The 25,432-nt window shown below is 59.2% G+C and carries 28 protein-coding genes; 7 read left to right on the plus strand and 21 right to left on the minus strand.

The features are described from left to right. Positions 1-44: 44 nt before the first annotated feature. Genes mdoH through FHK95_RS01285 form a run of 3 tightly spaced genes read right to left on the minus strand, consistent with a single transcriptional unit; the run spans position 45 to position 4,019 of the window. Positions 45-2,198 (minus strand): glucans biosynthesis glucosyltransferase MdoH, encoded by a 2,154-nt coding sequence (mdoH, locus tag FHK95_RS01275; protein ID WP_150302770.1) that lies wholly within the window; start codon positions 2,196-2,198, stop codon positions 45-47. Beyond that, a complete protein-coding gene (locus FHK95_RS01280) occupies positions 2,198-2,449 on the minus strand; it encodes a hypothetical protein (RefSeq protein ID WP_150302771.1) in 252 nt (83 codons plus the stop codon). The genes mdoH and FHK95_RS01280 overlap by 1 nt, the downstream gene beginning before the upstream one ends. A gap of 19 nt (positions 2,450-2,468) precedes the next feature. Next, entirely contained in the window at positions 2,469-4,019 is a 1,551-nt protein-coding gene (locus tag FHK95_RS01285; RefSeq protein WP_206668518.1) for a glucan biosynthesis protein G, read from the minus strand. Between the two features lie 89 nt (positions 4,020-4,108). Here FHK95_RS01285 and FHK95_RS20405 point away from each other — a divergent pair, with 89 nt between their 5' ends. Further along, positions 4,109-4,459: a hypothetical protein gene (locus FHK95_RS20405; protein ID WP_408003577.1), complete on the plus strand. Its 351-nt coding sequence runs from the start codon at positions 4,109-4,111 to the stop codon at positions 4,457-4,459. A gap of 107 nt (positions 4,460-4,566) precedes the next feature. Then, entirely contained in the window at positions 4,567-5,628 is a 1,062-nt protein-coding gene (locus FHK95_RS01295; RefSeq protein WP_150302772.1) for an endonuclease/exonuclease/phosphatase family protein, read from the plus strand. Between the two features lie 37 nt (positions 5,629-5,665). Here the strand turns inward: FHK95_RS01295 and FHK95_RS01300 are convergent, their stop codons facing one another. Genes FHK95_RS01300 through coxB form a run of 3 tightly spaced genes read right to left on the minus strand, consistent with a single transcriptional unit; the run spans position 5,666 to position 9,193 of the window. Continuing rightward, on the minus strand, positions 5,666-6,016 hold the full coding sequence (locus FHK95_RS01300; protein WP_150302773.1) for a hypothetical protein: 351 nt from the start codon (positions 6,014-6,016) through the stop codon (positions 5,666-5,668). Continuing rightward, positions 6,016-8,532 carry a cytochrome c oxidase subunit I gene (gene ctaD / locus FHK95_RS01305; protein ID WP_150302774.1) on the minus strand — a complete coding sequence of 839 codons (2,517 nt, stop codon included), beginning with the start codon at positions 8,530-8,532 and terminating at the stop codon, positions 6,016-6,018. Before ctaD ends, FHK95_RS01300 begins: the two co-directional genes overlap by 1 nt. Beyond that, the gene (coxB, locus tag FHK95_RS01310) at positions 8,525-9,193 is read right to left on the minus strand and encodes a cytochrome c oxidase subunit II (RefSeq protein WP_150302775.1); all 669 of its coding nucleotides are present in this window, start codon (positions 9,191-9,193) and stop codon (positions 8,525-8,527) included. The genes ctaD and coxB overlap by 8 nt, the downstream gene beginning before the upstream one ends. 87 nt (positions 9,194-9,280) lie before the next feature. On the opposite strand from coxB, the gene FHK95_RS01315 reads away from it, so the two are divergent. Beyond that, entirely contained in the window at positions 9,281-9,772 is a 492-nt protein-coding gene (locus FHK95_RS01315; RefSeq protein WP_150302776.1) for a DUF2231 domain-containing protein, read from the plus strand. 11 nt (positions 9,773-9,783) lie between these two features. On the opposite strand, the gene FHK95_RS01320 is transcribed toward FHK95_RS01315, so the two are convergent. From FHK95_RS01320 to ffh, 11 genes are all read right to left on the minus strand, one after another. Further along, entirely contained in the window at positions 9,784-10,218 is a 435-nt protein-coding gene (locus FHK95_RS01320) for a CopD family protein (RefSeq protein WP_150302777.1), read from the minus strand. A gap of 39 nt (positions 10,219-10,257) precedes the next feature. Then, a complete protein-coding gene (locus FHK95_RS01325) occupies positions 10,258-10,842 on the minus strand; it encodes an exopolysaccharide biosynthesis protein (protein ID WP_150302778.1) in 585 nt (194 codons plus the stop codon). A gap of 105 nt (positions 10,843-10,947) precedes the next feature. Further along, positions 10,948-12,357: a threonine synthase gene (gene thrC, locus FHK95_RS01330; protein WP_150302779.1), complete on the minus strand. Its 1,410-nt coding sequence runs from the start codon at positions 12,355-12,357 to the stop codon at positions 10,948-10,950. An 88-nt stretch (positions 12,358-12,445) separates the two neighbouring features. Next, positions 12,446-13,750 (minus strand): homoserine dehydrogenase, encoded by a 1,305-nt coding sequence (locus FHK95_RS01335; protein WP_150302780.1) that lies wholly within the window; start codon positions 13,748-13,750, stop codon positions 12,446-12,448. A gap of 82 nt (positions 13,751-13,832) precedes the next feature. Continuing rightward, a complete protein-coding gene (gene dsbC / locus FHK95_RS01340) occupies positions 13,833-14,552 on the minus strand; it encodes a bifunctional protein-disulfide isomerase/oxidoreductase DsbC (protein ID WP_150302781.1) in 720 nt (239 codons plus the stop codon). A 48-nt stretch (positions 14,553-14,600) separates the two neighbouring features. After that, entirely contained in the window at positions 14,601-15,497 is an 897-nt protein-coding gene (gene xerD, locus FHK95_RS01345) for a site-specific tyrosine recombinase XerD (RefSeq protein WP_408003583.1), read from the minus strand. A gap of 159 nt (positions 15,498-15,656) precedes the next feature. After that, positions 15,657-16,004, minus strand: a complete 348-nt coding sequence (rplS, locus tag FHK95_RS01350) for a 50S ribosomal protein L19 (RefSeq protein ID WP_408003578.1) — start codon at positions 16,002-16,004, stop codon at positions 15,657-15,659. Between the two features lie 30 nt (positions 16,005-16,034). Beyond that, entirely contained in the window at positions 16,035-16,784 is a 750-nt protein-coding gene (gene trmD / locus FHK95_RS01355; protein WP_150302783.1) for a tRNA (guanosine(37)-N1)-methyltransferase TrmD, read from the minus strand. 3 nt (positions 16,785-16,787) lie between these two features. Continuing rightward, the gene (gene rimM / locus FHK95_RS01360) at positions 16,788-17,330 is read right to left on the minus strand and encodes a ribosome maturation factor RimM (RefSeq protein WP_150302784.1); all 543 of its coding nucleotides are present in this window, start codon (positions 17,328-17,330) and stop codon (positions 16,788-16,790) included. A 2-nt stretch (positions 17,331-17,332) separates the two neighbouring features. Further along, a complete protein-coding gene (rpsP, locus tag FHK95_RS01365; protein WP_150302785.1) occupies positions 17,333-17,581 on the minus strand; it encodes a 30S ribosomal protein S16 in 249 nt (82 codons plus the stop codon). Between the two features lie 137 nt (positions 17,582-17,718). Next, positions 17,719-19,122 carry a signal recognition particle protein gene (gene ffh / locus FHK95_RS01370; protein ID WP_150302786.1) on the minus strand — a complete coding sequence of 468 codons (1,404 nt, stop codon included), beginning with the start codon at positions 19,120-19,122 and terminating at the stop codon, positions 17,719-17,721. 156 nt (positions 19,123-19,278) lie between these two features. On the opposite strand from ffh, the gene FHK95_RS01375 reads away from it, so the two are divergent. Both FHK95_RS01375 and FHK95_RS01380 read left to right on the plus strand, forming a co-directional pair. Then, positions 19,279-20,079 (plus strand): cytochrome C assembly family protein, encoded by an 801-nt coding sequence (locus FHK95_RS01375; protein ID WP_150302787.1) that lies wholly within the window; start codon positions 19,279-19,281, stop codon positions 20,077-20,079. Positions 20,080-20,128: 49 nt separating this feature from the next. Beyond that, positions 20,129-21,400, plus strand: coding sequence for an HlyC/CorC family transporter (locus FHK95_RS01380; RefSeq protein ID WP_150302939.1), 1,272 nt, complete (start codon positions 20,129-20,131; stop codon positions 21,398-21,400). 18 nt (positions 21,401-21,418) lie between these two features. On the opposite strand, the gene purT is transcribed toward FHK95_RS01380, so the two are convergent. Genes purT through FHK95_RS01400 form a run of 4 tightly spaced genes read right to left on the minus strand, consistent with a single transcriptional unit; the run spans position 21,419 to position 23,947 of the window. Beyond that, positions 21,419-22,600 carry a formate-dependent phosphoribosylglycinamide formyltransferase gene (gene purT, locus FHK95_RS01385; RefSeq protein WP_150302788.1) on the minus strand — a complete coding sequence of 394 codons (1,182 nt, stop codon included), beginning with the start codon at positions 22,598-22,600 and terminating at the stop codon, positions 21,419-21,421. After that, complete coding sequence (locus FHK95_RS01390) at positions 22,597-22,812, minus strand: DUF1289 domain-containing protein (protein ID WP_150302789.1); 216 nt, start codon at positions 22,810-22,812, stop codon at positions 22,597-22,599. Before FHK95_RS01390 ends, purT begins: the two co-directional genes overlap by 4 nt. A gap of 5 nt (positions 22,813-22,817) precedes the next feature. Then, positions 22,818-23,342: a gamma carbonic anhydrase family protein gene (locus tag FHK95_RS01395; protein ID WP_150302790.1), complete on the minus strand. Its 525-nt coding sequence runs from the start codon at positions 23,340-23,342 to the stop codon at positions 22,818-22,820. Next, positions 23,339-23,947 carry an NUDIX hydrolase gene (locus FHK95_RS01400; RefSeq protein WP_150302791.1) on the minus strand — a complete coding sequence of 203 codons (609 nt, stop codon included), beginning with the start codon at positions 23,945-23,947 and terminating at the stop codon, positions 23,339-23,341. Before FHK95_RS01400 ends, FHK95_RS01395 begins: the two co-directional genes overlap by 4 nt. A gap of 356 nt (positions 23,948-24,303) precedes the next feature. On the opposite strand from FHK95_RS01400, the gene FHK95_RS01405 reads away from it, so the two are divergent. Next, the gene (locus FHK95_RS01405; RefSeq protein WP_150302940.1) at positions 24,304-24,864 is read left to right on the plus strand and encodes an NUDIX hydrolase; all 561 of its coding nucleotides are present in this window, start codon (positions 24,304-24,306) and stop codon (positions 24,862-24,864) included. After that, the gene (locus tag FHK95_RS01410) at positions 24,861-25,349 is read left to right on the plus strand and encodes a L,D-transpeptidase family protein (protein ID WP_150302792.1); all 489 of its coding nucleotides are present in this window, start codon (positions 24,861-24,863) and stop codon (positions 25,347-25,349) included. The genes FHK95_RS01405 and FHK95_RS01410 overlap by 4 nt, the downstream gene beginning before the upstream one ends. Positions 25,350-25,432 lie beyond the last annotated feature (83 nt).

Raw genomic sequence — 25,432 nt, forward strand, 5'->3', positions numbered from 1 at the left:
CGGGCGTGCCGAAAGCCCTGCAAATTCGCAATAAAAGATCAGGACTAGTCGGTAAGGATCGCCGGGGGCAGCCCCTGGTCTTCACGCCGACGCGCCTGCATCCGGATCCCGAGGATGCGCCCCCAGGGCGAATCGACCGGGGCCCGCCATGCCTGGCGATGCAGCCAGGACAGGGATACGGCATCGCCAGCCAGCGCGCTCTGCTCAAACTTGTCCAGCGCGCCCGGCCCCTGCTCCAGGCAGTCCTGACAGAGGTGTTCGAGCCAGTCCGCTCGCGGACCCCGCCGGCGGTCACGCGCCAGGGAAACCTGCAGGGCATTGATTTGCGGATGCAGAACCGCCTCATAAAACGCAGGAAAATCACTGCTGGCGGTTTCCAGACCGCGGGTATCGGCAAGACCGTCCACCAGATCCGAACCATATGTCTCTTCGGGAATCATCAGCAAACCCCGGCGGCGCAGGGCCTGCCCCACCCGGACCTTGCCAAGGAGGACGAAGATAGGTGCTGCCAGCACCAGCGGTAACGCAACCGGCAACGTCCACAGAAAGAACAAGGGATCCAGCCACCAGGCGAACGATGCCCAGGAAATTGCCAGCAGCGTTCCGACTGCCTGATTGAGCACCGCTTTGCCCCAGCCGATTTCGCCGGCGCGGTTCTGCCCAGCCCAGCGCAGCGTGGCATTCAATACAGCCTCAAGGATGTAACGGGAGTGCGCCAGCATTCGAATCGGCGCCAGCAAGGCGGAAAGAAAAATCTCTATCAAGACGCCCGCAGCCATTCGCAGCGAGCCGCCGAAGGCCCTCGCCCGTCCCGTCAGGAGCGCATCGAACAGCGCAAGAAACTTCGGCAGAAACAGCAGGGTCATGGTAATGGCGACCAGTACCACGGCGCGTATCGGCTCCCATTGCGGCCAAAGCGGATGCAACTGGTGCGGGTCTGGAAAGTAGTCTATCGGCATCAGCACCATGCGTGCCGCTTCAACGGTCGTCAGCACCAGAAACGCCAGCCACAGCGGCGAGGCAAAGTACGACATGATGCCGTTCACTAGCGCCATGCGATGCGCGGCGCGCATACCTTTGCCGCGCAACAGTAACCAGAGGTGCTGCATATTGCCCTTCGCCCAGCGCCTGTCGCGGGTCAGTTCTTCCACCAGGGTAGGCGGCGACTCCTCATAGCTCTGGTCCAGGCCCGGCTCAAGCCAGACCTCGAGCCCGGCCCTACCCATATAGGCGGCCTCGACAAAATCGTGGCTCATGATCGGCCCGCGAAACAGTCCCCATCCGGGAAGCTTGCGCAAACCACAGTATCTCATGAAGGGTTGCGTACGCAGAATGGCGTTGTGGCCCCAGAAAGCCGCCTCACCCAGCTGGACTGCCGCCAGCCCGGTGGTAAACAGCGGCCCATATAACTGATTGCCGAATTGCTGGACCCGGGCAAATACCGACTCGCCGTTGAGCAATGCCGGGCTGGTCTGCAGGATGCCGACGCGCGGATGACGCTGCATCAGCTGAACCATGCGCACCAGCGTTCTGCCGCCCATGAGACTATCGGCATCGAGCACCACCATGTAGGCATAGTTACGCCCCCAGCGCCGCAGAAAGTCGCCGATATTGCCGCTCTTGTAGTTCAGATTGAGGGTCCGGCGCCGGTAGAATATTCGGTTCGCGGCGCCCAGCTCCGTGCACAAACCGGCCCAGGCGGTCTGTTCCCTTAGCCAGATGTCCGGATCGCGACTGTCCGAGAGAATGTAAAAGTCGAAATGCTCCAGTTGCCCAGTCCGTTCCAGACTGCGATACACCGACTTCAGACCACTCAGACTGTGCTCTACCGATTCATGATAAATGGGCATGACGATCGCCGTACGCGTGAGCGCAGTCCCAGCCAATGTGGCGTCGTCTTGCTGTGCCAGTAACGAATACCGGTCGCCACCTAACCGTCGAATGAAAAAGCCGATCACTCCTACCCAGAAGCCGATCGATATCCAGGTAAACAGGATAGCGAAGAGCGCTGCCATGGCTATTTCCAGACCGGTACCGCCGTTATATGGCAATACCGAGAGCATGAAATAGGTAGCGACGGCCGTTTGCAGCAGCACTGCCAACAGCAGAAAGCTGCGGCGCAACGCAGCCGCACGGCGCCAACGCGGCTTGGTCAGGTGCCGGCCGGCTTCAGGTAATTCAGGACGGTGAGCGGTCATCAGTGGACGCCGTAACCGATGCTGGCGCGACAGATCGGCGGCGATGGCACCGGTACAGCCGCCTGCGACAGCTCAAAGCGCTCCTTGGTCCGCTCCATGCACGCCTGGAAGAAATCTGGCGCGTCGGTTTCCAGCGCCTCAGCGACGATACTCAATGCCTGTCTCTCGACCTGCGCATCGATATTCACGCCCGTCCACTGCAGGTACGCCAGTACTCTCGCCAACGCTATTTCAGCCCGGATCGGCTGCATGTGTGCTCCTTGAATCGATTCATTTGCGCTGGATAACACCCAGCACGCCGTTGCCTGGAGGCAGCTGGTAGCTCCAGGTTTCGCTCAGCGTTTCTTCGTGCTGACTGAGGTACGCACGCAACGCCAGCGGTTTGTCGCCCGCGGGTCGTACCAGGGCGGATAATCTCCAACGGTGCAGCGGTTCGACATACTCGACGAAGTGCTCCAGCACTTCGGTGTCTTCCAGGCCGCTGACATGACCAACAACCGGCGCGTCAGGCTGCAAATCAGCCAACGGGCCGTCAACGAAATCGACAATCACCCGCACCGAGCCCGGTTCAGTGCCCCCTCCGACGCGCATGCCATCACCCAGATAGGTATCCACCGCACGCGCGAGCGGCTCGCCAGCCACGCGGTCATTGCCGAAGCGCGCGGTGTAGTTGAAGTGCAGCGATTGCTCCTTGCTGATCTTGCCGTCGGTACGCCAGAAGGCCACGGTATTGTCATTGGTTTCGTCTGAGGTAGGCAGCTGCACCAGCACAACGTGGCCCTGCCCCCAGTCGCCTTCAGGTTCTATCCAGGCACTGGGTCGCGACTCGTAGCGCGCCTCGAGATCCATATAGCTGGTGAAATCGGTATCGCGCTGTATCAGCCCGAATCCGCGCACATTCTGGGTGGCGAAGTAATCGATACTCAGGGTCGAGGGGTTACGCAGGGGACGCCATAGCCATTCGTCAGTCCCGCCGTCGTGGATCAAAAGGCCGTCCGAATCATGCACTTCTGGACGCCATTCACCGGCCGGATGCAAGGTGTTCTCGCCGTAATAGAACATACTGGTCAAGGGCGCCAGGCCGAGCATTTCTACCGGATTGCGGGGGAACAGTGCCGATTCGACCTTGAGCTCGGTCTGCTCGCCAGGGGTCACCGTGAATTTGTAAGCGCCAGCCAGGCTTTCGCCATCCAGCAGACCGTAGAAGGTCATGGTCTCAGCGTCGGACGTGGGTTTTTCTAGCCAGAACTCGACAAACGAGGGGAATTCCTCGCCGCTCGGCAAGCCCGTGTCGACCGCGATACCCCGACCCGACAGACCAAAATTGTTTTCCTTGCCCACCGCGCGGTAATAGCTGGCACCGCCGAAGACAAGGAACTGATTCATGACATCAGGCCCTTCAAAGGGGAAGGTCAGCTTGAAGCCTGCATAGCCCATGTCGGCCGGCACCAGCCGCTCGATATCCGGATTAGGATAGGTGAACTGCCGCTTCTCGAAATTGACCGGGTCGGCTGCGCCGTCCTCAACAATGTTCATTCGCACGGCATGCCGGTAGAAGAGGCCCGGTGGCATCATCATGACCTTGAACGGCGTGTCCTCGTCATGCCACAGACTGCTTTCCGGTTTGAAGCGGATACCCTGATAATCCTGATAATTAAGGTCGCGGAGAAAACGCGGTACCTCAGCAGGCGCGGCGTAGGGTTTGGAGGCCAGCTCTCTGGCCTTTCCGATCACTGACTCGAAGTCGAAATTCTGCTCCTGAGCCAGGAGCGGCATGGACAACATGAAGGGCAACGCCCTGAAGAAAAACCTGGTCATCATTAAGCAGTTCCTTGCGAGCATTCAAGTGCTAAACAGTTGACCCCGAGATGGGCCGCTAGTGCTCCCGACCCAGGTCGGCGAACACTTCCATGACAATGCACACAAACACGCAGCTGATTAGTGCCACTATCGACCCTGAAGTTCCGGGTTCACTCGCACGGGCGTATTCTGCAGCCAGCTGCAACATCCATTACACTGTGGGCACACACAATCTGGAGTCCTATATGGCCAAGCCAAACTACTCATTCGAAAAACGTCAGAGAGAGCTGAAAAAGAGCAAGCAGCAGGAAGAAAAGCGTCAGGAAAAACTCGCACGCAAAGCGGCAGGCGACAACGAAGCTGAATCTGCGGCAGGCGGTCCTGCGGCAGGTGATCCGGCCGCCGACAGCCCAGCAGCGGGCGCTGAAAGTACAGCTGACGACACCGGCAAGAGCGAATAAGCCGCCCCACAGGCGCACCACGGTGCTTACCAACCTTGAAGTCAGGCAAGGCTGAGCCCTACTCGCTGCGCTGCTCGATCAATCATTCACTCATTACGGAGTAGAGCTTGCTGACACTGCCATTATTCGTTCTGGCCCTGTTATTGCTCAGCATGACGCTGCTTGCAAAAATCCGTCTACATGACTGGTGGCTGCGCGCGTGTGAGTTTCCGCGTGTGCAGATCGCAAGCCTGGCACTGCTGGTGGTATTGCTTTCGCCCTGGAGTGAAGCGCCGTGGCAGATTCCGACGCTGGCCTGCGCGCTGCTGGTGTTGGCATTGCAGGTGTACCGTATTCTGCCCTGGACGCGGCTCTGGAAAATTCAGGTTCTGGATGCCGAAGATGCCGAGAAAGACAGCTGCGTCACCCTGCTGATATCCAATGTGCTGACCCCCAATCGCAACGTGGATGGTCTGGTCAGCCAGATTCTGGCGCATCAACCCGACGTCGTTCTGACACTCGAATCCGACAGTTGGTGGGGCGACCAACTGGACGCCGCATTGACCGACTGGCCGCACCGCGTCAGCATTCCCCAGGACAACCTGTACGGCATGCACTTGTATTCACGGTTGCCGCTGGAGAATATCGAGATCAAGCGCCTGATTCAGGACGACATCCCGTCGATTCATGGCGATCTGCAACTCAAAGATGGCAGCACCATCCATTTTCATGCGTTACACCCGCGCCCACCTGCCCCCAATGAGAGCAAGGAGTCGCTGTGGCGTGATGCCGAGCTGTTGCTGGTCGGCAAGCATATCCATGAGCGTGCCGAGCCCGCCTTGTTGATTGGCGACCTGAATGATGTCGCCTGGTCCCGTACCACACGCACCTTCAGCCGCGTGAGTGGCATGCTTGATCTGCGCTGTGGCCGCGGGATGTTCAATACCTACAATGCCTGGCACGTGCTGCTGCGCTGGCCGCTGGACCATATATTCGTTACCCGGCACTTCAAGCTGTGTGGCATCAGGCGTCTGAACAAGTTTGGCTCCGATCATTTTCCGATCATGGCCACGCTCTGCTACACGCCGGACGAAGCGCACGAACACGAGAAGCCGACGGCGGACGCGGAGGAGAAACAGGAAGCTCGCGAGACCATCGAAGAGGCACGTTCGCGCGATCAGGAAGAGTGAACACCACGCTGCAGTGCGCATGGTGTATACGAACGGCTTACACGCAGGGCGGATAGATCACCACCGGCACTGTAACCGCAGCCGCGGCTATCGCTGAAAACAGATAGATGCCGCCGCTGATACGGGCGATGAACCGCCGGTGAGAGTCTTCCTCCACGCGTTGATCCTGCCCGGCTTTCCAACATCGGTAGGCGGCAAACAGTAGCAGCAGCGTGACGCAGACTCCCAGCCCCAGCAGGAGCGCGTTGATCCAGGTCCAGGGGCCGAGCTCCGCAGCAGGCGGCGCCACATTGCAGCCGATTCCCTGCAGTCCATAAAGCACAACAAACCAGACAGACCAGATGATCAGCCCCATCACTATCTGGATTGGGTGCGAAATCGAGAGCATCAGGCGGCCCCCCAGCCCATTGGCAACAAGACGAAGGCAGCAACTGCCAACCAGAAGATAGCCAGCGTATAGACCCACAGCGGCCACACCACGATCGGCTCGTAGGGCACACGCAAGCTGACGTAGCCGAGCTGCACGCGCATCGCCTGCATCGCCGTCACGACAGTCGATAGGCCGCTATGAATCAGCAGATACATCAGCATGACGGTCAGCACCGAGTCATGCGCCAGCTCGGTCGGTTCCAGCGGTGCACTGAGCAGCACCCACAGCAACAGACCGAAATGTATCAGACCGATGAGCGACGCTATCCAGAACAGGCCCTGCATGCCATTGCCGTTTCCGGCCCGCAATCGACCGACCGCAACGCGGAACACCAGCGCAGCGAGGGTCAGCAACGCACCACTGAGCAGCAGCGGCATCAGCGCAAGCGGCCCCTGCGTCGGCGCTTCCCATTGCGGCGCGGCAGTCCAGAGGTAAAACCAGCCGAACAACAACGACGCGTAAAGTGTGCCGTTGCCCATCATCGCAACCACCATGCCCCACAACCCGGGACTGTCTAGCATGCGCGAATGCAATGGGGGGTCGGTGCGTTCACCGTCGGTCAAGGGAGCACTGCTGGCATGCGCGCCGTTATGCCAGCTCCACCGCAACAGAGACAGTACCGCGAATACCGCTGCCACCAGCGCCACCCAGTAGAACTTGGTCAGCAGACCCAGACAGACCACAGCAATGATCGCCGCGCTCTGCAGCGGTAGCCATGAGTTAGTCGGCAAATGAATGACCTGCATGACCTTACCAGTGCCAGCCCGCGAACCGTAGATCTCACGCAGGCCGTGGCTGATATCTGCCAGGCCATACTTGCCGTCGGCAATCTTCTGCGGCAGCGTCGGATCCTCGAACATGGGGTGGCGGGTCGGCACATCGGGCAGACTGGCAAAGTTATAGGTACTGACCGGCATTTCCACAGCCCATTCCAGCGAGTCCGCGTTCCACGGGTTCTGCCGCGCGCGTTGGCCGAAGCGAAAATGCAGCGCGATATCGAGAATGAGCACCGCGATACCGATGGCCATGATAAAGCCGCCGATCGATGAAATCAGATTGAACAGATCCCAGCCTAACCCCGCCTCGTAGGTATAGACCCGACGCGGCATGCCGAACAGCCCGGTCAGATGCATGATCAGGAAGGTCAGGTTGAAACCGATGAAGGTCAGCCAGAAACCCCAGCGGCCCAGCGTGTCCGATGGCATGCGCCCGGACACATGCGGCAACCAGTAATAGAACCCCGCGATCAGCGGAAACAGCATGCCACCCACCAGCACGTAGTGCATGTGCGCCACCACGAAGTGGGTGTCATGTACCTGCCAGTCGAAGGGCACCAGCGCTAACATCACGCCGGTCAAGCCGCCCGCAACGAAGATGATCAGAAAGCCGAGAATCCACAGCATGGGCAGATGAAATACCACCCGCCCGGTCCACAACGTGGCGATCCAGGCGAAGAACTGGATGGCCGTGGGCACCGCTACCAGCATGCTGGCCATGGAGAAAAATGCCAGCGCCAGCGAAGGTATGCCGACGGTGAACATGTGATGCACCCAGAGTCCGAAGCTGATGAAGCCCATCAGGATGATGGCCATCACAATCCAGCGATAACCGAGCAACGGACGCTGAGCAAACACCGGAATCAGCGTGGAGACTATCCCCGCCCCCGGCAGAAAGATGATGTACACCTCAGGGTGTCCAAACAGCCAGAACAGATGCTGCCACAGAAGTGGATCGCCCCCACCTGCTACCTCGAAGAACACCATGCCCGCGGCGCGCTCAAGCTCCAGCAGAATGCTGCCCAGAATCAGCGGTGGAAAGCCAAACACGATCATCAGGGCCATCGCCAGAATGTACCAGCAGAAGATCGGCATCTTGCGCAGCGACATCCCGTTGGCCCGCGTACGCAGAATCGACACCACTAACTCGACCCCCGCGGACATCGCCGAAATCTCGACAAAGGTAATGCCCAAAAGCCAGAAATCGGGTCCCAGCCCCGGCGAATAGAACGAGCCACTCAGGGGCGTGTACATAAACCATCCTGCATCGGGCGCCATGTTCAGGAACAGGCTCGAGACGATGATGATGCCGCCGAACAGATAACAGTAATAGCCCAGCGCACTGAGCCGGGGAAATACCAGATCACGCGTGCCGATCATCTTCGGGATCAGGTACATCGCTGCGCCTTCCAGCACCGGAATGGCGAACAGAAACATCATCACCGTGCCGTGCATGCTGAAAATCTGGTTGTAGGCGCTAGAACTGAGAATGTCCTGTTCCGGCAGCGCCAGCTGGGTGCGTATCAACATTGCCAGAATGCCGCCAATCAGGAAAAACACCATCCCGGTGACGACAAAACGCAGCCCCACAGACGTATGGTTAACGGCGGACAGTTGGCCCCAGCCGGGCAGATTCCCCCATACCCTGTCGAATTGTGCCAGCCGCGACCGGTTGCCTGCGTTTCTGAGTTCACTCATTGGCCTGCTCCTGCGTCAGCCAGGTTTGAAATGCCTCGGACTCAACGGCCTCGACCTCGAAGTGCATGTGCGCATGACCCGCTCCGCAGAACTCTGCGCAATGTCCCCGGTAAATTCCGGGCTGATCCGCCTGGATACGAATCACATTGGTCCGGCCGGGGATCACATCCAGCTTCCCGGCCAGACGCGGCACCCAGAATGAATGAATCACGTCCGCGCTGTTCAGGTGTACGTCGATCGGCTCGCCAGCGGGGATCACCAACCGGTCCTCCAGCATGATGGCGCTATCGGGGTAACTCACATCCCACCGCCATTGCTGCGCCGTTACATCGATGCGCAGGGGCTCGCCCTGCTCAAGGGGTAGCGGCAACATGGCCCGGCCTATCGGCAAACCAACAACCAGAACCGCCGCCAGACTGACGGTCGGCAGGACCAGCCCGCCCCAGAACACCCAGCGATTCTGCAACCGCTGCGACTGCTGTTGGTCGATGTCGCCTGGATCCCGGCGCATCGCGTAGAACCACACGGCAAATACCGCCAACATCACCAGACTGAAATAGCCGAACATGCCCCACCACAGCCACGACGCGGCGGTCGCCGACGGGCCTGCAGGATTCAACGCGGAAAACGGGCCACCACAGCCGGTGACAAGCAAGCACATGCCAATCAGCCCGGCGCCTGCTAACCTTCTGCAGAACGGCCCGGAATGGAAACCGGCGATGACTTTCGCGAAACCATGAGGATCACGATGAATTCCGCTTCCATTGCCAGCAAGCTCGCCATTCATGGTCACCCCATTCATCCAATGCTGATTCACTTTCCTGTGGCTGCGTTGATCGGCGTGATCGGTAGCGATCTCGCCTATGTGCTCACGCAGGATTATTTCTGGGCGCGGGCCAGCCTCTGGCTGGTCGGTATCGGCACTCTGGGCGGCTGGGTATCGGGAACCATCGGGCTGCTCGACCTGGTTATTGTCAGCCAGATCCGCCGACTGATCACCGCCTGGTGTCACGGCATATTGGCGGTAATGATGCTGTCGCTCGCCACCCTCAACTGGTTGATACGCCTCGACGACCCGGCGGGTGCCCTGTTTCCATGGGGAATCTATCTCTCGCTGCTCAGCGGTGTGATGATTTCGCTGACCAGCTTTCTCGGCGGCCAACTGGTCTACGACCACGCCGTCGGGGTGTCCCACGAGAAGATCAGAGAACGCGCCGAACGGCTGGGAGTCGACCCCTGACACCGCCCTGCTCATAACCATTCCTGCAGTGACGGCTTACCCAAGACCAGCCAGACGATGGCGATCATCAGCAGGCATTGCACAATGCCTAGCACCCAGCACCAACCAATCACCGGTTTGCCGTTGCCTGACTCGGCACGCAGGATCAGCAAGCCGGTCGCCGCATGCGACAGCACCAGCGCTGCTACGAGTGTCAACTTGGCGATCAGCCAGATATCAACCGTGTGATCGAACAGGAACACCAGTGTCCCCGCTATGATCGCAAACAGCGCCGAGGGCGTGGCTATACGGGTAAAGACCAGGCGCGAGATGGAATCGAAGGGATCTGCGGGTTCACGAAAGGCGTTTTCTCGAACCAGACTGCCGGCAATCAAAGCGGGGAGATACAACAGCGAGGCAGCCCAGAACAGCAAACCGATCAGGTGTGGCACGAGAAACCAGAGCATGCGCTGGGCTGTCTCCTTATTATAGTTCGCTGTGTCAGGTCACAGTATGTTGACAACAGCGAGACCAAAAGTTGCGCAGACCAGCACAACAGCCAGGATCACTAATAGACCGTCATTCACCACCAGCGACAGGCCAAAGGCGGTCAACGCGAGCCCCACGATCGAAGCAGAGAAAGGAATGATCTCCATCATCGGCAGGCCTATGCTGATGAGCACGCAGATCAGCGCAATCACATAGGCGGCACTGTTGGTCACCAGCACCGTCAATCGCGGGCGCAGTACTGCGTCGATGCGCCGCGCCACCGGTCGCACCCAGGATATCGCCTTGATCAGGTGGTCGTGTTTGACCGAGCGGCTGAGCAACCATTGCGGCAGCCAGAACTGGTTACGCCCGAGCAGCATTTGCACGGCAATAAGCAGTATGAACAGCGCCATGGTGGTTGCCATGCCGGGGATGCCACTCAGGGGAGACGCGAGGATGATACCGACAAGCATCAACAACGGCCCGAAAGAGCGCGTGCCGATGGACTCCACGACCAGCCGCAGCGAGACCTCATCCCTGCCCCGATTCAGTCTGGCGAGATGGTCCAGCAATTGTTGAAGGTTTCGCAGGGGGGGACGCATGCCCGTTGGTCATCCTCGCTAGAGCTCAAAGCTTGGAGAGGGGTTCGGCTGCGTTAGTTCGGTGAAAATAGCCGCGGCCCGGGGTAATCCGGGCCGCAGCTACGGTCAGAGCGGCTTGCCCCGGTTGCCGTGCGCAGCGACGAACTGCTGAACATCGACCAGATGGTTTGGCAAAACGGTGAATCGCTCGTCCCGCTCGAACAGATCTGCCAGATGCGCCGGCAGTGCCGGCTCCTCGGCGATGGCCGCCTGGCGTACCGCATCCGGAAACTTGACCGGATGGGCCGTGCCCAGCGTGATCATCGGCAGGCTCATGGAGCGCCGACACTCGCGCGCGGCGCGGACACCGATCGCGGTATGGGGATCCAGCAGTTCACCACATTCCTTGTAGACGTCAGTGATGGTGGCACAGGTCGCCTCATCATCAACGGCTAACGAATCGAACAAACGGCGGGTTTCAGTCCAGCGCTCTTCGTCCACCGACAACTTCCCGGTCTGGCGGAACTGATCCATCAGTTTGGCCACCTGCGGACCATTGCGTCCGTGCATATCGAACAGCAAGCGTTCGAAATTGGACGAGACCATAATGTCCATCGACGGCGACAGCGACGGATGCAGCGCGTCCTTGTCGTACTGGTTGCCACTCATGAAGCGGTGCAGGATATCGTTGCGGTTGGTCGCCACGATCAACTGGCTGATCGGCAGGCCCATATTGCGCGCCAGGTAACCGGCGAAGATATCGCCGAAGTTGCCGGTCGGCACGGAAAAGGCCATCGATCGCGCTGGCCCGCCAAGCTGCAAAGCCGCGTGGAAGTAATAGACGATCTGCGCCATGATGCGCGCCCAGTTGATCGAATTGACGGCTACCAGACGCGTACCCTTGAGGAACGCCTGGTCGGCGAAGCTGGCCTTGACCATCTCCTGACAATCGTCGAAGTTGCCTTCTACGGCGATGTTATGGATGTTATCGCCGGCGATGGTCGTCATCTGCCGACGCTGCACCTCGGACACGCGGTTGTGCGGGTGCAGGATAAAGATATCGACATTGGCGCAGCGGCGGCAGCCTTCGATCGCGGCAGAGCCGGTATCGCCGGAAGTAGCGCCCATGATCACCACGCGCTCGCCGCGTTTGATCAGGAAGTAATCCAGCAAACGGCCGAGCAACTGCAGGGCAAAATCCTTGAACGCCAGGGTCGGGCCATGGAACAGTTCCAGGACCCATTCATTGGCGCCCAACTGGCGCAGTGGTGCGACCGACTGGTGCTCGAATACCGCATAGGTATCACGCAGGATGTCGCGGAAATCCGCGTCCGGAATGCTGCCGGCGACGAAGGGGCGCATCACGTTGAACGCCAGTTCGTGATAGGGCAATCCGGCCCAGGAGGCAATTTCTTCCTGGGTGAAGCGAGGCAGGTTCTCGGGAACATACAAGCCACCGTCGGTGGCCAGGCCTGCAAGCAGGACATCTTCGAAGTTCAGGGCCGGTGACTGCCCACGGGTGCTTATATAGCGCATCGTAAAACCCTTCAGGTTTTAGCTTGAAGCAGAAGCCCGAAGCTCGAAGGCTTGCACCTCCAGCTTCCCGCCTCCGCCTCCTGCTTTCTTAGTTCAGTTGTTCTACACGGATCCGCATGAGCGGCGCCGCGATATCATCCAGCGCTTCCAGAGCGGCAATGGCGTCATTCATGCTCTGTTCGCGCACCTTGTGCGTCATCAGAATGATCGGGACCAGACCATCCTGTTCCTCGACTTCCTTCTGGATGATCGATTCGATGTTGATGCCGCGCTCGGACAGGATGGAAGCGACCTTGGCCAGCACACCGGGACGGTCCTTGGCATGCAGGCGCAGATAATAGGCCGTGTGCACATCACCCACCGGCAGCACCGGGAAATCAGACAGCGAATCCGCCTGGAATGCCAGATGCGGAACCCGATTGTTCGGATCGGTGGTCAAGGTTCGCACCACATCGATGATGTCCGCCACCACCGCAGAAGCGGTAGGCTCTGCACCGGCGCCGGCACCGTAGTACAGCGTGGAGCCGACTGCGTCACCGTTGACCATGACCGCATTCATCACGCCCTTGACGTTAGCCAAGAGGCGATCAGCGGGAATCAGCGTCGGATGCACGCGCAACTCAACGCCGGACTCGGTGCGCCGGGCGATGCCGAGATGCTTGATGCGGTAGCCAAACTCCTCGGCATAATTGACGTCAGCCGTGGTCAGCCTGGTAATACCTTCGGTGTAGGCCTTGTCGAACTGCAGCGGAATGCCAAAGGCGATAGAGGCCAGAATGGTCAGCTTGTGCGCCGCATCGATACCTTCGACGTCAAAGGTCGGATCAGCTTCGGCATAGCCAAGCGCCTGCGCTTCGGCCAGCACATCGGCAAAGGCACGGCCCTTGTCACGCATCTCGGTCAGAATGAAATTACCGGTACCGTTGATGATGCCGGCAACCCAGTCAATACGGTTGGCAGCCAAGCCTTCACGCAGCGCCTTGATGATCGGAATACCGCCAGCTACCGACGCCTCGAAGGCAACCATGACGCCCTTTTCCCGGGCAGCTTCGAAGATTTCGTTGCCGTGCACCGCAATCAGGGCCTTGTTGGCGGTCACCACGTGCTTGCCGTTGGCAATGGCCTGCAGGACCACTTGCCTGGCCACGTCGTTACCACCGATCAATTCGACAATGATGTCGATCTCGGGATTGTTGACCAGCGTAAACACATCATCAACCACCTCGGTATCACCGAGACTGCACGCCGGGTTGAGTCGCCGCGCGGCAATCTGCGCCACCTCGATGTCGCGCCCCGCACGCCGCACGATTTCAGCTGCATTGCGCTGCAGGACATTAAAGGTGCCACCGCCAACGGTGCCCAGACCACATATTCCAACTTTGACCGGTTTCAAACTAAGGCCCCTACTTATCCGCTGTGTTATTTAACTGAATGGGAGACCCACCCAGCCATGTCAGGATTGAACTGCCAGGCCGCTACTGGTTGGCAAGCGCTTCCTTGGCCAGTGCTGCTGCCGGCTTGTAGCCGGGGATCAGCACGCCGTTACCCAGGAAGATGGCAGGCGTACCCTGTACGCCGACCTGGCGGCCGAGTGCGAACTGCTTGGCCACCGGATCATCGCAGGTCGCTTCTTTGACGCTGTCGCCCTGCTTGGCCCGGGTCATCGCCGCCTGTTGATCTTTGGCGCACCAGATTGACTGCATGGTCCGCGCCGTCTCGGTCTCCATGCCGCCACGGGGGAACGCCGCGTAGCGGACTTCGACACCCAGCTCGTTCAGCTCGTCGATTTCGGTGTGTAATTTGCGGCAGTACCCGCAATCCGTGTCGGTAAACACGGTGATGTGCGCCTTCCGCTCTGCGGCGGGAAAGATCACCATCTCGCTTCTCGGGATCGCATCGATCGCTTCACCGATGCCCTTGGCTTCGGCCTCGGCGGTCAGGTTGCGCGGCTGCGCGCCACTGACATCGAATATCGCGCCCTGGATGATGTGGTCGCCATTTTCACTGGCGTACAGCAACCGACCGCTTTCCAGCTGAACCTGGTACAACCCGTCCACAGGCGCAGGGCTCACAGCCTTGATCTCGCCGCTCAGGTTGAGCTTGTCGAGGCTGGCGCGAATGGCTTTTTCGGCATCGGCCGAGACCTGCGCAGCGCACAGGGCCAGCAGACAGCCGGCAACATATCTGAAACGCATTGATTCGATCCTCCGGAAGACGCGCAAGCTTAGCATGAAACCGCCCCCTCACCCACGTGGATGATGGCTGGCGTGTAGATCCTTCAGGCGGTGGCGTGCGACGTGGGTGTAGATCTGCGTGGTAGACAGATCGGTGTGTCCGAGCAGCATTTGTACCACGCGCAGGTCCGCCCCGTGATTGAGCAGATGGGTGGCAAACGCATGCCGCAGGGTGTGCGGCGACAGTCCATTGCGGATATTCGCCTGAGAGGCGTGCAGCTTGATTCGGTGCCAGAAGGTCTGGCGGGTCATCTGCCGCGCCCGCTTGCTGGGAAACAGCACATCGCTGGGTTGACCGTTGAGCAGAGCCGGACGCGACTCCTTCATGTAGCGGTCGATCCAGCTCATGGCCTCCTCGCCCAGCGGCACCAGGCGCTCCTTGTTACCCTTGCCGCTTACCCGCACCACACCCTGGCGAAGGTTGACCTGATCCAGGCGCAGCTCGACCAGCTCGGTCACTCGCAGACCGCAGGCGTACAGCACTTCCAGCATGCACCGATCACGCAGCCCCAGCGTATCGCTCACATCTGGCGCATCCAGCAGCGCCTCGACATCGGCCTCGCTGAGCGACTTGGGCAATGAGCGTCCAAGCTTGGGCAAAGCGATGTCCAGCGTCGGATCTTCGATGATCAGACTCTGGCGCAGCGCGTGCCGGTAAAAACCCCGAATGCAGGACAGATGCCGCGCGGTGGACCGGGCGTGATACCCCTTGCCGATGCGCCAGGCCAGATGCTCCATCAGCATCGACCTTGTTACGGCCAACAAACCCGAGCGCCGCTGATTCAACCACCCGGCCAACAGCTCCAGATCAGTGCGGTAGGCCGCCAGGGTCTGACGGGACAGACCGCGCTCCAGCCACAGGCTTTCAAGATAGCGCTCGATGGCACGCGCGTCCGCTGCCGGCAACGCTGCATCGGGCAACGCTGCCCCTGATGCGCGTTCCTGCGGTCGATCCGGATCGCTACTGGCGGGCATAGTTACCTCGGCTGGGTGGGTGCTCATGATAAAACCATCAGGCAACAAAAAAGCAGCCCGAAGGCTGCTTTTTGTGCTGCAAGACTGAAATCAGCCGAGCTTTTCCTTGATACGTGCGGCCTTACCGGACAGCGCACGCAGGTAATACAGCTTGGCCTTGCGCACGTCACCGCGACGCTTGACGTTGATGCTGTCGATCAGCGGCGAGTAGGTCTGGAAGGTACGCTCTACACCGAAACCGTTGGAGATCTTGCGCACGGTGAAGGCAGAGTTCAGCCCGCGGCTACGCTTACCGATAACCACGCCTTCAAAGGCTTGCAGGCGCTGACGATCACCTTCCTTTACTTTTACCTGAATAATAACAGTGTCACCCGGCGCAAACGCGGGGATCTCTTTGGTCATCTGTTCAGCTTCGATCTGGGCAATAATGTTAGACATCACAAACTCCTGCACAAGCCGCCGGACTTGCTAATGGTTATCGGTTTTCTGCTCGCGGATAAATTCCGCCAGCAGCTGTTGCTGTTCTTTGCTCAGCATAAGATCCTCGAGCAACTCTGGTCGGCGTTGCCAGGTTCTGCCCAGGGACTGCTTGAGTCGCCAGCGCCGGATTAATGCATGGTTACCACTGAGCAACACCTCCGGTACGCGCTGCCCTGCAAACTCTTCCGGCCGGGTGTAGTGTGGACAATCCAGCCACCCTTCCGAAAATGAATCTTCTACCGCTGAATCCGCATGCCCGAGCACGCCAGGAATCAGCCGGGTTATTGCATCCAGGAGCACCATGGCTCCCAGCTCGCCACCGGACAGAACGTAATCGCCGATGGACACTTCTTCGTCGACACAGCGCTCAATAATGCGCTCGTCAATGCCTTCGTAGCGTCCGCAGAGCAGCACTACACTTTCCAACTGCGCCAGCTCGCCGGCTCGCTTCTGACTGAGCGGCTGTCCCTGGGGAGAGAGATAGATCACCCGGGGCGGCGTTGGGGCCTGCTGTTTGATAGCCTCGATGGCCTCAAGCAATGGCTCCACTTTCATCAGCATTCCCGGTCCGCCACCAAATGGACGATCATCGACGGTTCGATGACGATCATGGGCGTGATCGCGGGGATTACTGAACGCAACACTCAGCTGGCCACGCGTTACCGCACGACCTGTTACGCCGTAGTCGGTGAGCGCTGCAAACATTTCGGGAAACAGAGTAACTACACCGGCCCACACCGGTCAGAACTCCGGGTCCCAATCAACCTGCACAACACCTGTCGTCAGATTGATGTCTTTCACATACTGGCCCGGCAGATACGGCAACAGCCGCTCGCGCTGGTCCAGGCTGCCTTCGCAGGGCTTCACCACAAACACGTCGTTGGATCCGGTTTCCAGCATATGGTCTACACGACCAAGCAACTGACCCTCGAGGGTCACTACCTGCAAACCTTCCAATTGGTGCCAGTAATACTCACCTTCCTCAAGATCGGGCAATGCTTTCTGCACTACGCATATCTCGAAGTCCGTCAGCTCAAGCGCCTGGTTGCGGTCGTCCAGCCCTGTGAGCTGCACTACCAGCACCCGACCCTGAACCCGGGCATCGGTGAAGGTTACTGTCCGCGTTTCGGTGCCCTTTCGGAGCGTCCACTGCGGATAGTCCAGAATGTTATCCAACGGGTCGGTGTGTGAATACACCTTGACCGCCCCGCGAATTCCATGAGCCCCGACAATCTTGCCGAGAACCACCAGTGGCGATTCAGCGGACTCAGGCACGCTGGTCATACTCAGGCGGAAGCCTGATTTTCCTTCAGCAGTGATGCAACACGCTCAGACGGCTGTGCGCCCATGCTCAGCCAGTAGGAGACGCGCTCCTGGTTGACCGACAGACGCGGTTCAGCACCGGCAGCAACCGGGTTGAAGAAACCTACGCGCTCTACGAAACGGCCATCACGGGCGTTGCGGCTGTTAGCGACGGTCAAATGATAGAAGGGGCGCTTCTTGGAGCCGCCACGAGCTAGACGAATGGTTACCATGTGGACATCGTTTCCTGTATTTGAGTAACGCTACAATATTTCAACGAGCCTATAGCCCGAAAGGTCGCGTATTCTACGGAATAACGCGGCCATTGAAAACAGTTATTTGCCTGACGCCGGTTCGGCGGCAGGTCTGGTCAGAATTTGGGCATACCGCCACCAGGGGGCAACATACCACCGCCGCCACCTGCACCACCCATTCCACCCATGCCGCGCATCAGCTTGGCCATACCGCCCTTGCCGCTGACTTTCTTCATCATCTTCTGCATCTGTTTGTGCTGCTTGATGACGCGTCCGATGTCCTGAATCTGAGAACCGGAACCGGCGGCAATTCGGCGTTTGCGCGAACCGCTGATTATATCAGGGTTGCGTCGCTCAGCGGGGGTCATCGAGTTAATGATGGCCTCCATCTGCTTGAACTGCTTTTCTGCCTGGGTCTGGGCTGTTTCCATCTGCGCTGGATTGATCTTGCCCATCATCGGCAACTTGTCCATCAGCGAGCCCAGGCCGCCCATGCCACGCATCTGTTGCAGCTGGTCACGGAAGTCCTCCAGATCGAAGCCCTTGCCCTTCTTCAGCTTCTTGGCCAGCTTCTCGGCCTTGTCTTTGTCGAGCTTGCTTTCGGCCTGCTCGATCAGGCTGAGCACATCGCCCATACCGAGGATACGTGAGGCGATCCGATCAGGATGGAACACTTCCAGCGCGTCGGTCTTTTCCCCGACACCCAGGAATTTGATCGGCTTGCCAGTGATATGACGCACCGACAAGGCGGCACCGCCCCGAGCGTCGCCGTCCACCTTGGTGAGGATGACCCCGGTCAGCGGCAGTGCCTCGTTAAAGGCCTGCGCCGTGGTGGCCGCATCCTGACCGGTCATGGCGTCGACCACGAACAGCGTTTCGGCCGGCTTGGCCGCCGCATGTACTTCGCGGATCTCGTTCATCATGTCGGCATCGATAGCCAGACGGCCGGCGGTGTCGATAATCAGAACGTCCATGAAGCGGTTGCGTGCTTCACGTATAGCCGCTTCGACAATATCCACCGGACGCTGACTGATATCCGACGGGAAGAAGTTGATATCGACTTCGGCCGCCAGCGTTTCCAGCTGCTTGATTGCCGCCGGGCGATAGACGTCGGCACTGACGACCATCACCTTTTTCTTCTGGCGCTCGCGCAGGGTTTTACCCAGCTTGGCAACGGACGTGGTCTTACCCGCGCCCTGCAAGCCAGCCATGAGGATGATCGCCGGCGGCGCAACGTTGAGATTGAGCCCCTCGGACTCGCCCATGACGGCTTCGAGTTCGCTCTTGATGATCTTGACGAACACCTGGCCGGGCGACAGGCTGCGCGATACCTCCTGACCCACCGCCCGATCCCGCACCTGGTCGACAAAACTTTTGACCACAGGCAAGGCCACGTCGGCTTCCAGCAAGGCCATGCGCACTTCGCGCAATGTGTCCTTGATATTCTCTTCGGTCAGCTTGGCCCGGCCGGTAACGCCGCGCAGGCTATGGGAAAGGCGTTCGGTAAGATTTTCAAACATCGATGTTTCTCCTTTGCTTCGCGCGCCCGCCACGGGGGAGAAGCCTGTTAGCCGGCAAGTATACCTTTGCCTATGCTCAGATTACAGGGAAGCGCTTTATCAGCACCGCGGCTTATGCCACACTCCGGTATTGTTGATAACCACTCTCAAGGACGTATGACTGCTCTGATTCCTAGCATGCTGGCTGCCGGGCTATACCTGGGCGGCACGCTTTATCAATTCCAGTGCGTCAGCAAACGTCTGACGGCAAATGTCCACATTCTACGTGTGGTCGGTTTTGTTGCGCTTCTGGTTCACGCAATCAGTCTGTTCTTGCAACTGTTCTCCGAACAGGGCTTGTCGCTCGGCTTTTTCAACGCCGCATCGCTGATTGCTTGGCTGGTAGTGGGTTTGACGCTTGCGTCCAGTTTCCGCGCACCGGTCATGACCCTACTGCTGAGCCTGTATCCGTTGGCGCTGGTGACGGTGCTGCTGGCCGCGCTCCTACCGGATCATGGCACTATTTTTGTCGCTGACCGCCACGGTCTGATAGTGCATATACTGCTATCAATTCTCGCGTACGGGATCCTGTCGATCGCGGCTTTTCAGGCAGCGATGCTCGCAGTGCAGGAATATCAGCTCAAGCACAAGCGCCCTACCCGCTTCATCCGCACCTTCCCGCCCTTGCAGACCATGGAACGCTTACTGTTCCAGTTCCTCATGTGCGGAGAAATCCTGCTTACTCTGGCACTGATATCCGGCTTCGTGTTTCTCGAAAACATGTTTGCCCAGGATGTCGCCCACAAAACACTACTATCCTGTCTGGCATGGGTATTGTTCGGCATCCTGCTGTGGGGCCGACACGTCCGCGGCTGGCGCGGCAGTAATGCAATTCGCTGGACCCTCGCCGGCTTTATGGTGTTGATGCTCGCGTATTTCGGTAGCAAACTGATGCGCGAATTCATACTTCCCCTGTGACCACCTTAAACAGTTCCGAGGCAACCCTTTGAACGAAGCACCCATCGGCATGCTGATGCTCAGCCTGGCAGTGCTGATCCTTCTTTCCGCTTTTTTCTCAAGCTCCGAAACCGGCATGATGAGCCTCAATCGTTACCGGTTGAAACATCTGAGCAAGGAAGGAAACAAATCCGCCAAACGCGCCTCGCGCCTGCTTGAGCGGCCTGATCGCCTGCTGGGCACGATCCTGGTCGGCAACAATATCGTCAACATTCTTGCCGCCTCGATCGCCACCATCGTTGCCGTGCGCATATGGGGCGACGCGGGTATCGCGATTGCCACCATCGGGCTGACTGTAGTCATCCTGATATTCGGCGAGATCACGCCCAAGACGCTGGCGGCGCTGCGCCCGGAATTGATTGCTTTCCGCGTCGGCATCATTCTGGAGCTGCTGCAGCGGCTGTTCTATCCCATTGTCTGGGTCTGTAACGCGGTGAGTAACGGTCTGCTCAAGCTGATCGGGGTTAACCCGGCTGACGCTGATGAAGGCCAGCTCTCCACTGAGGAATTGCGTACCGTGGTGCGTGAAGCCGGACTGGGGATTACCCGCAGCCGCCAGAACATGCTGCTGGGTATCCTGGATCTGGAGAAAATGACGGTCAATGACATCATGGTGCCACGCAATGAAGCCATGGGTATTGATCTCGAGGATCCGTTGTCGACCATCCTCAACCAGTTGCGCACCTGCCACCACACACGCTTGCCGGTGTATCAGGGCGACATCAACAACATCACCGGCATCGTGCACATGCGCTCGATCGCACGCCTGCTGAGCCGCGGCACGCTGACCAAGGAATCGCTGATTCTGGCTTGCAAGGAGCCCTATTTCATTCCTGAAAGCACGCCATTGCATACCCAGCTGTTCAACTTCCAGAAGAACAAACGCAGGATCGCCTTCGTCGTGGATGAATACGGCGATGTGATCGGTCTGGTGACGCTGGAAGATATTCTTGAAGAGATTGTCGGCGAGTTCACCACCGACCTGATGCCGAGCCAGGACGTGCATCCACAGGATGACGGCACCTTTGTCATCGACGGCAGCGCAGCACTGCGCGACGTCAATCGGCAGCTGCAGTGGAAGCTGCCGGCGGATGGCCCCAAGACTTTGAATGGCTTGATTACCGAACAGCTGGAAAGCATCCCGGAGACCAGCGTGTGCCTGGCGATCGGCCCCTATCGGATCGAGATCCTGCAGACCAAGGACAACATGGTGAAAAGCGCCCGCGTCTGGAACCGGGCGCTGGATCAGGTAATGGCGGCCAAGAGCCTCAAGCTTCCCTGAAGCGCTAGCACCGCTGCGTCATAGCGTGACGTCGATCGCCCCTATGACGCGTATTGCCTTGGCGCGGGCCTCTTCCACCGTGGTTCCACGCGCCAAGGCAACGCCCATACGCCGCTGACCCTCGACCCCGGGCTTACCAAACAGGCGCAGCTGGGTATCTGCCTCCGTAAGCGCCTGCTGTAAATTACCGAAACTGACATTTTCCGACGTGCCGTTGACCAGCAGTACGGCCGAGGCGGAGGGTCCCAGCTGGCGGATCACTGGAATCGGCAACCCCAGGATCGCACGCGCGTGCAAAGCGAACTCGGACAGATCCTGGGAAATCATGGTGACCATGCCGGTATCGTGTGGCCGCGGCGACACTTCGCTGAACCAGACCTGATCACCCTTGACGAAGAGCTCGACCCCAAATACACCCCGCCCGCCGAGCGCGTCCGTCACCGCCAGCGCTATTCGCTGCGACTCGAGCAGTGCCGCTTCAGACATCGCCTGGGGCTGCCAGGACTCGTGATAATCCCCCGCTTCCTGACGATGCCCAATGGGTGCACAGAAGTCTGTGCCACCGCTGTGGCGAACGGTCAGCAACGTGACCTCATAGTCGAAATCGATGAAGCCTTCGACGATGACCCTGCCCTGCCCCGCGCGCCCCCCGGCCTGCGCATAGTCCCAGGCCGGGACCACGTCTGCCTGATCGCGCACCAGACTCTGACCCTTGCCGGATGAACTCATCACCGGTTTGACGACGCAGGGCAAGCCCACCGCGTCCACCGCCGCGAGGTATTGCTCTTGAGTCTCGGCGAACTGGTAGGGCGAAACAGCCAGGCCGAGCTCTTCAGCGGCGAGCCTGCGGATCCCTTCGCGATTCATCGTCAGCCAGGCAGCCTGAGCGGTGGGAATAACGTGATACCCCTCCTGCTCAAGTTCGACCAGCATGGGTGTGGCGATGGCTTCGATTTCGGGCACGATAAAGTCGGGCTGTTCGGCCTCGATCACCTCGCGCAACAACCGACCATCGAGCATGTTGAGCACGTGACGACGGTGCGCCACCTGCATCGCTGGGGCGTTGTCGTAGCGGTCCACTGCGATCGTCTCACAGCCGAGGCGCTGCAGCTCAATGATCAGTTCCTTGCCCAGCTCGCCCGACCCCAGCAGCATGACCCGCGTGGCGTCTGCAGCGTGAGGTGTTCCGATGGCAGTCATACCCGATTTCCTTGAGTGCTCTTTGACGAATCGATCCACAGGCCCTGACGGCGCGCGCGCTGTTCACATAAGCCGAGGATCTCCCGCTTCTGTGCATCGCTGCTGCGGCTCCAGCGGGTGATTTCCTGACCGGTACGCTGACAACCGGTGCAGATATCCTGATCATCCAGCACGCAGATGCTGACGCAGGGGGAGCGTACTGTCGTGTGCATGACCATCAATCGAGTTGCGGCTTGAGGTCGCGACGGTAGCGCTGAGCGTTATGCACATAGTGCGCGGCACCCGCCTCGACCATTCTTTTCTGATCCTCGCTCAGCTGCCTGACCACCTTGCCAGGCGAGCCCATTACCAGCGATCCGTCGGGGATTTCCTTGCCCTCGGGGATCAGCGCATTGGCGCCAATAATGCAGTGTTTGCCTATTTTTGCCCCGTTGAGGACGACGGCATTGATCCCGATCAGGCTGTAATCGCCTACGGTGCAGCCGTGCAGCATGGCGTTATGCCCGACGGTCACACCCTTGCCGAGGGTGAGGGGCGAACCGGGATCGGTATGCATGACGGCGCCGTCCTGGACGTTGCTGTGTTCGCCCAGCAGTATCAGCTCATTGTCGCCGCGCAGGACCGCTCCGAACCAGACGCTGGCACCCGCTTCCAGGCGTACCTTGCCGACCACAACCGCCGTTTCGGCGATCCAGGCATCATCGGCCATCTCGACGCGGCTCTCTCCGAGGCTATATTTCATCGTGATTTCTTCTCCAGGTCCGAGTCATAAGGGATGCTTAATGGAATATTGGCATCGAAGGCCACGTTCATCAGTTCAGTCAGCATCAGGGCGGTCAACCCCCAGATCTTGAACCCTTCATAACGGTAACTGGGTACATACCAGCTACGACCTTCGTAATCGATGCGGTGCGTCATCTCACGGGGATCTTCGAGCAGATACCGCACCGGCACACTGAAAATCTCTTCGATTTCATCCGCATTCGGCGTCAGTTCGTAGACGTCAGGGAGTATGCCGACGTAAGGAGTAACCTTGATGCCAAAACGCGATACCAGACTGTCCATCGGTCCGATGACATCAATCAGCTCGGGGCGTAGCCCGATTTCCTCATGTGTTTCGCGCAAGGCAGTGAATTGCAGATCGACATCGCCCGGATCGCGTCTTCCACCGGGAAAGGCGACCTCTCCCGAATGCGTCGATAACCGTTTCGAGCGCAGCGTCAGGATGATCTCAGGTTGATTGTGCACACAGGTAATGGGAATCAGCACGCCAGCCTCCGGCAGGCCCGCCGCTTCGATGATGCGCGGCTTGTGATCCATTACCCGCATGCGCAGCTTGTCCAGCATGCACATACCTCGCTGTTTGCCTTGAGTCTGTTGAGCTTTCGTCAGCTGACACATCAACGTCTTTCGCGTGTATCAGAGCGAGTGCAGTTGCGCCCGATCAGACAGCGCATTCAGCTAATCCAAAGATGACCCACGCCCGATCCGCTGGCGGCGTCAGGTTCGATCGTGCTGGCTCGCTGCACTGCATCAACAGCATCGTATGATGTCATGATCATCTGGCAAGAACCAGAACCCTGCTGGTGTGAATACCCCTTTATAGAGCTCACCACGCGCGGCATATCGCCAGACTTGCCGCATGACGCAATGAACCGCAAGATATGACACAAGCGTTCCAAACGAGGCTAATCCGCAATCCGATGAAATTTTGCAGCCAATGCGGGGAGGCAGTCTCCGAGAGCATTCCAGCCGGCGATAACCGGGTCCGTTTCGTCTGCGTTCACTGCGAGACCGTCCACTACCAGAATCCGCGAATCGTCGCCGGATGCCTGGTGACCCATGAGCACCAGGTCTTGCTGTGCCGCCGTGCGATCGAGCCACGTCACGGCTTCTGGACCTTGCCTGCCGGTTTCATGGAGAACGGCGAGACCACCGAACAGGCCGCCCTGCGGGAGACCTGGGAGGAAGCCCGAGCCAGAGTAGAGGCGCAGCAGCTGTATATGCTGTTCAACCTGCCGCATATAAATCAGGTGTATGTGTTCTTCCGTGGGCGGCTGGCAGACATGAACTTCGCCGCCGGTGAAGAAAGCCTCGAGGTCGGGCTATTCAGTGAAGCCGACATTCCCTGGGATCAGCTGGCGTTTCCCACCATCAGCAAAACCCTGCGCCAGTATTACGCCGATGTGCGCACCAGCGAATTTCCGGTGCGCATGCTCGACATAACCTGGCCGCCCCACCGACGCCCCGGCTCGATCGTATGACTCGACTGATAACGGCCCTGCTGGGGCTCCTGTTCGCGTCGTTGTGCCTGGCCAGCCCGCCACCCGTCGACAAGTTGCTGATTCACAAGCAGGAGCGCCGACTGGAAGTGATCAGCGACGGCAAGGTCATTCGTGAATACCGGGTGTCGCTCGGCAAGCAACCAGTCGGACACAAACGCCAGCGGGGCGATGAGCGGACCCCGGAAGGTATCTACAGTATCGACTGGCGCCACGAGAGCCCTAATTACAATCTGAGCCTGCACCTGGACTACCCTAACCTCAAGGACCGCACGGCCGCCTATGAGCGCGGGCTGGATCCCGGCAACATGATCATGATTCACGGCACCCCGGTTGACGAGGAATATCCAGAATGGTTCTTCAAGGGCCTCGACTGGACCAACGGGTGTATCGCCCTGGACAACGCCAGCATGCAGGAACTGTGGAACATGGTTCCCGATCGAACTATCGTCGAAATCAGACCTTGACCCAGGTCAACATCCGACTCGCGCACATCAGGGAGACTCTCATCATCAAGGACACGGCGAATGGTCGGCCAGTTGTCGTTCAA

Source organism: Pseudomonas saliphila, from assembly GCF_008638345.1.
GTDB lineage: Bacteria > Pseudomonadota > Gammaproteobacteria > Pseudomonadales > Pseudomonadaceae > Halopseudomonas > Halopseudomonas saliphila.

Bases quoted from the DNA above. Each gene is read 5' to 3' on its own strand.
- FHK95_RS01410 (WP_150302792.1), top strand. From the start codon at position 24,861: ATGACTCGACTGATAACGGCCCTGCTGGGGCTCCTGTTCGCGTCGTTG.
- FHK95_RS01375 (WP_150302787.1), top strand. From the start codon at position 19,279: ATGACTGCTCTGATTCCTAGCATGCTGGCTGCCGGGCTATACCTGGGC.
- coxB (WP_150302775.1), bottom strand. From the start codon at position 9,193: ATGTGCTTGCTTGTCACCGGCTGTGGTGGCCCGTTTTCCGCGTTGAAT.
- FHK95_RS01315 (WP_150302776.1), top strand. From the start codon at position 9,281: ATGAATTCCGCTTCCATTGCCAGCAAGCTCGCCATTCATGGTCACCCC.
- purT (WP_150302788.1), bottom strand. From the start codon at position 22,600: ATGACTGCCATCGGAACACCTCACGCTGCAGACGCCACGCGGGTCATG.
- mdoH (WP_150302770.1), bottom strand. From the start codon at position 2,198: ATGACCGCTCACCGTCCTGAATTACCTGAAGCCGGCCGGCACCTGACC.
- FHK95_RS01325 (WP_150302778.1), bottom strand. From the start codon at position 10,842: ATGCGTCCCCCCCTGCGAAACCTTCAACAATTGCTGGACCATCTCGCC.
- FHK95_RS20405 (WP_408003577.1), top strand. From the start codon at position 4,109: ATGACAATGCACACAAACACGCAGCTGATTAGTGCCACTATCGACCCT.
- FHK95_RS01300 (WP_150302773.1), bottom strand. From the start codon at position 6,016: ATGCTCTCGATTTCGCACCCAATCCAGATAGTGATGGGGCTGATCATC.
- rpsP (WP_150302785.1), bottom strand. From the start codon at position 17,581: ATGGTAACCATTCGTCTAGCTCGTGGCGGCTCCAAGAAGCGCCCCTTC.
- FHK95_RS01380 (WP_150302939.1), top strand. From the start codon at position 20,129: ATGCTGATGCTCAGCCTGGCAGTGCTGATCCTTCTTTCCGCTTTTTTC.
- FHK95_RS01285 (WP_206668518.1), bottom strand. From the start codon at position 4,019: ATGATGACCAGGTTTTTCTTCAGGGCGTTGCCCTTCATGTTGTCCATG.
- rplS (WP_408003578.1), bottom strand. From the start codon at position 16,004: ATGTCTAACATTATTGCCCAGATCGAAGCTGAACAGATGACCAAAGAG.
- thrC (WP_150302779.1), bottom strand. From the start codon at position 12,357: ATGCGCTATATAAGCACCCGTGGGCAGTCACCGGCCCTGAACTTCGAA.
- rimM (WP_150302784.1), bottom strand. From the start codon at position 17,330: ATGACCAGCGTGCCTGAGTCCGCTGAATCGCCACTGGTGGTTCTCGGC.
- ffh (WP_150302786.1), bottom strand. From the start codon at position 19,122: ATGTTTGAAAATCTTACCGAACGCCTTTCCCATAGCCTGCGCGGCGTT.
- FHK95_RS01400 (WP_150302791.1), bottom strand. From the start codon at position 23,947: ATGCTGGACAAGCTGCGCATGCGGGTAATGGATCACAAGCCGCGCATC.
- ctaD (WP_150302774.1), bottom strand. From the start codon at position 8,532: ATGAGTGAACTCAGAAACGCAGGCAACCGGTCGCGGCTGGCACAATTC.
- dsbC (WP_150302781.1), bottom strand. From the start codon at position 14,552: ATGCGTTTCAGATATGTTGCCGGCTGTCTGCTGGCCCTGTGCGCTGCG.
- FHK95_RS01320 (WP_150302777.1), bottom strand. From the start codon at position 10,218: ATGCTCTGGTTTCTCGTGCCACACCTGATCGGTTTGCTGTTCTGGGCT.
- FHK95_RS01405 (WP_150302940.1), top strand. From the start codon at position 24,304: ATGAAATTTTGCAGCCAATGCGGGGAGGCAGTCTCCGAGAGCATTCCA.
- FHK95_RS01395 (WP_150302790.1), bottom strand. From the start codon at position 23,342: ATGAAATATAGCCTCGGAGAGAGCCGCGTCGAGATGGCCGATGATGCC.
- FHK95_RS01280 (WP_150302771.1), bottom strand. From the start codon at position 2,449: ATGCAGCCGATCCGGGCTGAAATAGCGTTGGCGAGAGTACTGGCGTAC.
- FHK95_RS01390 (WP_150302789.1), bottom strand. From the start codon at position 22,812: ATGCACACGACAGTACGCTCCCCCTGCGTCAGCATCTGCGTGCTGGAT.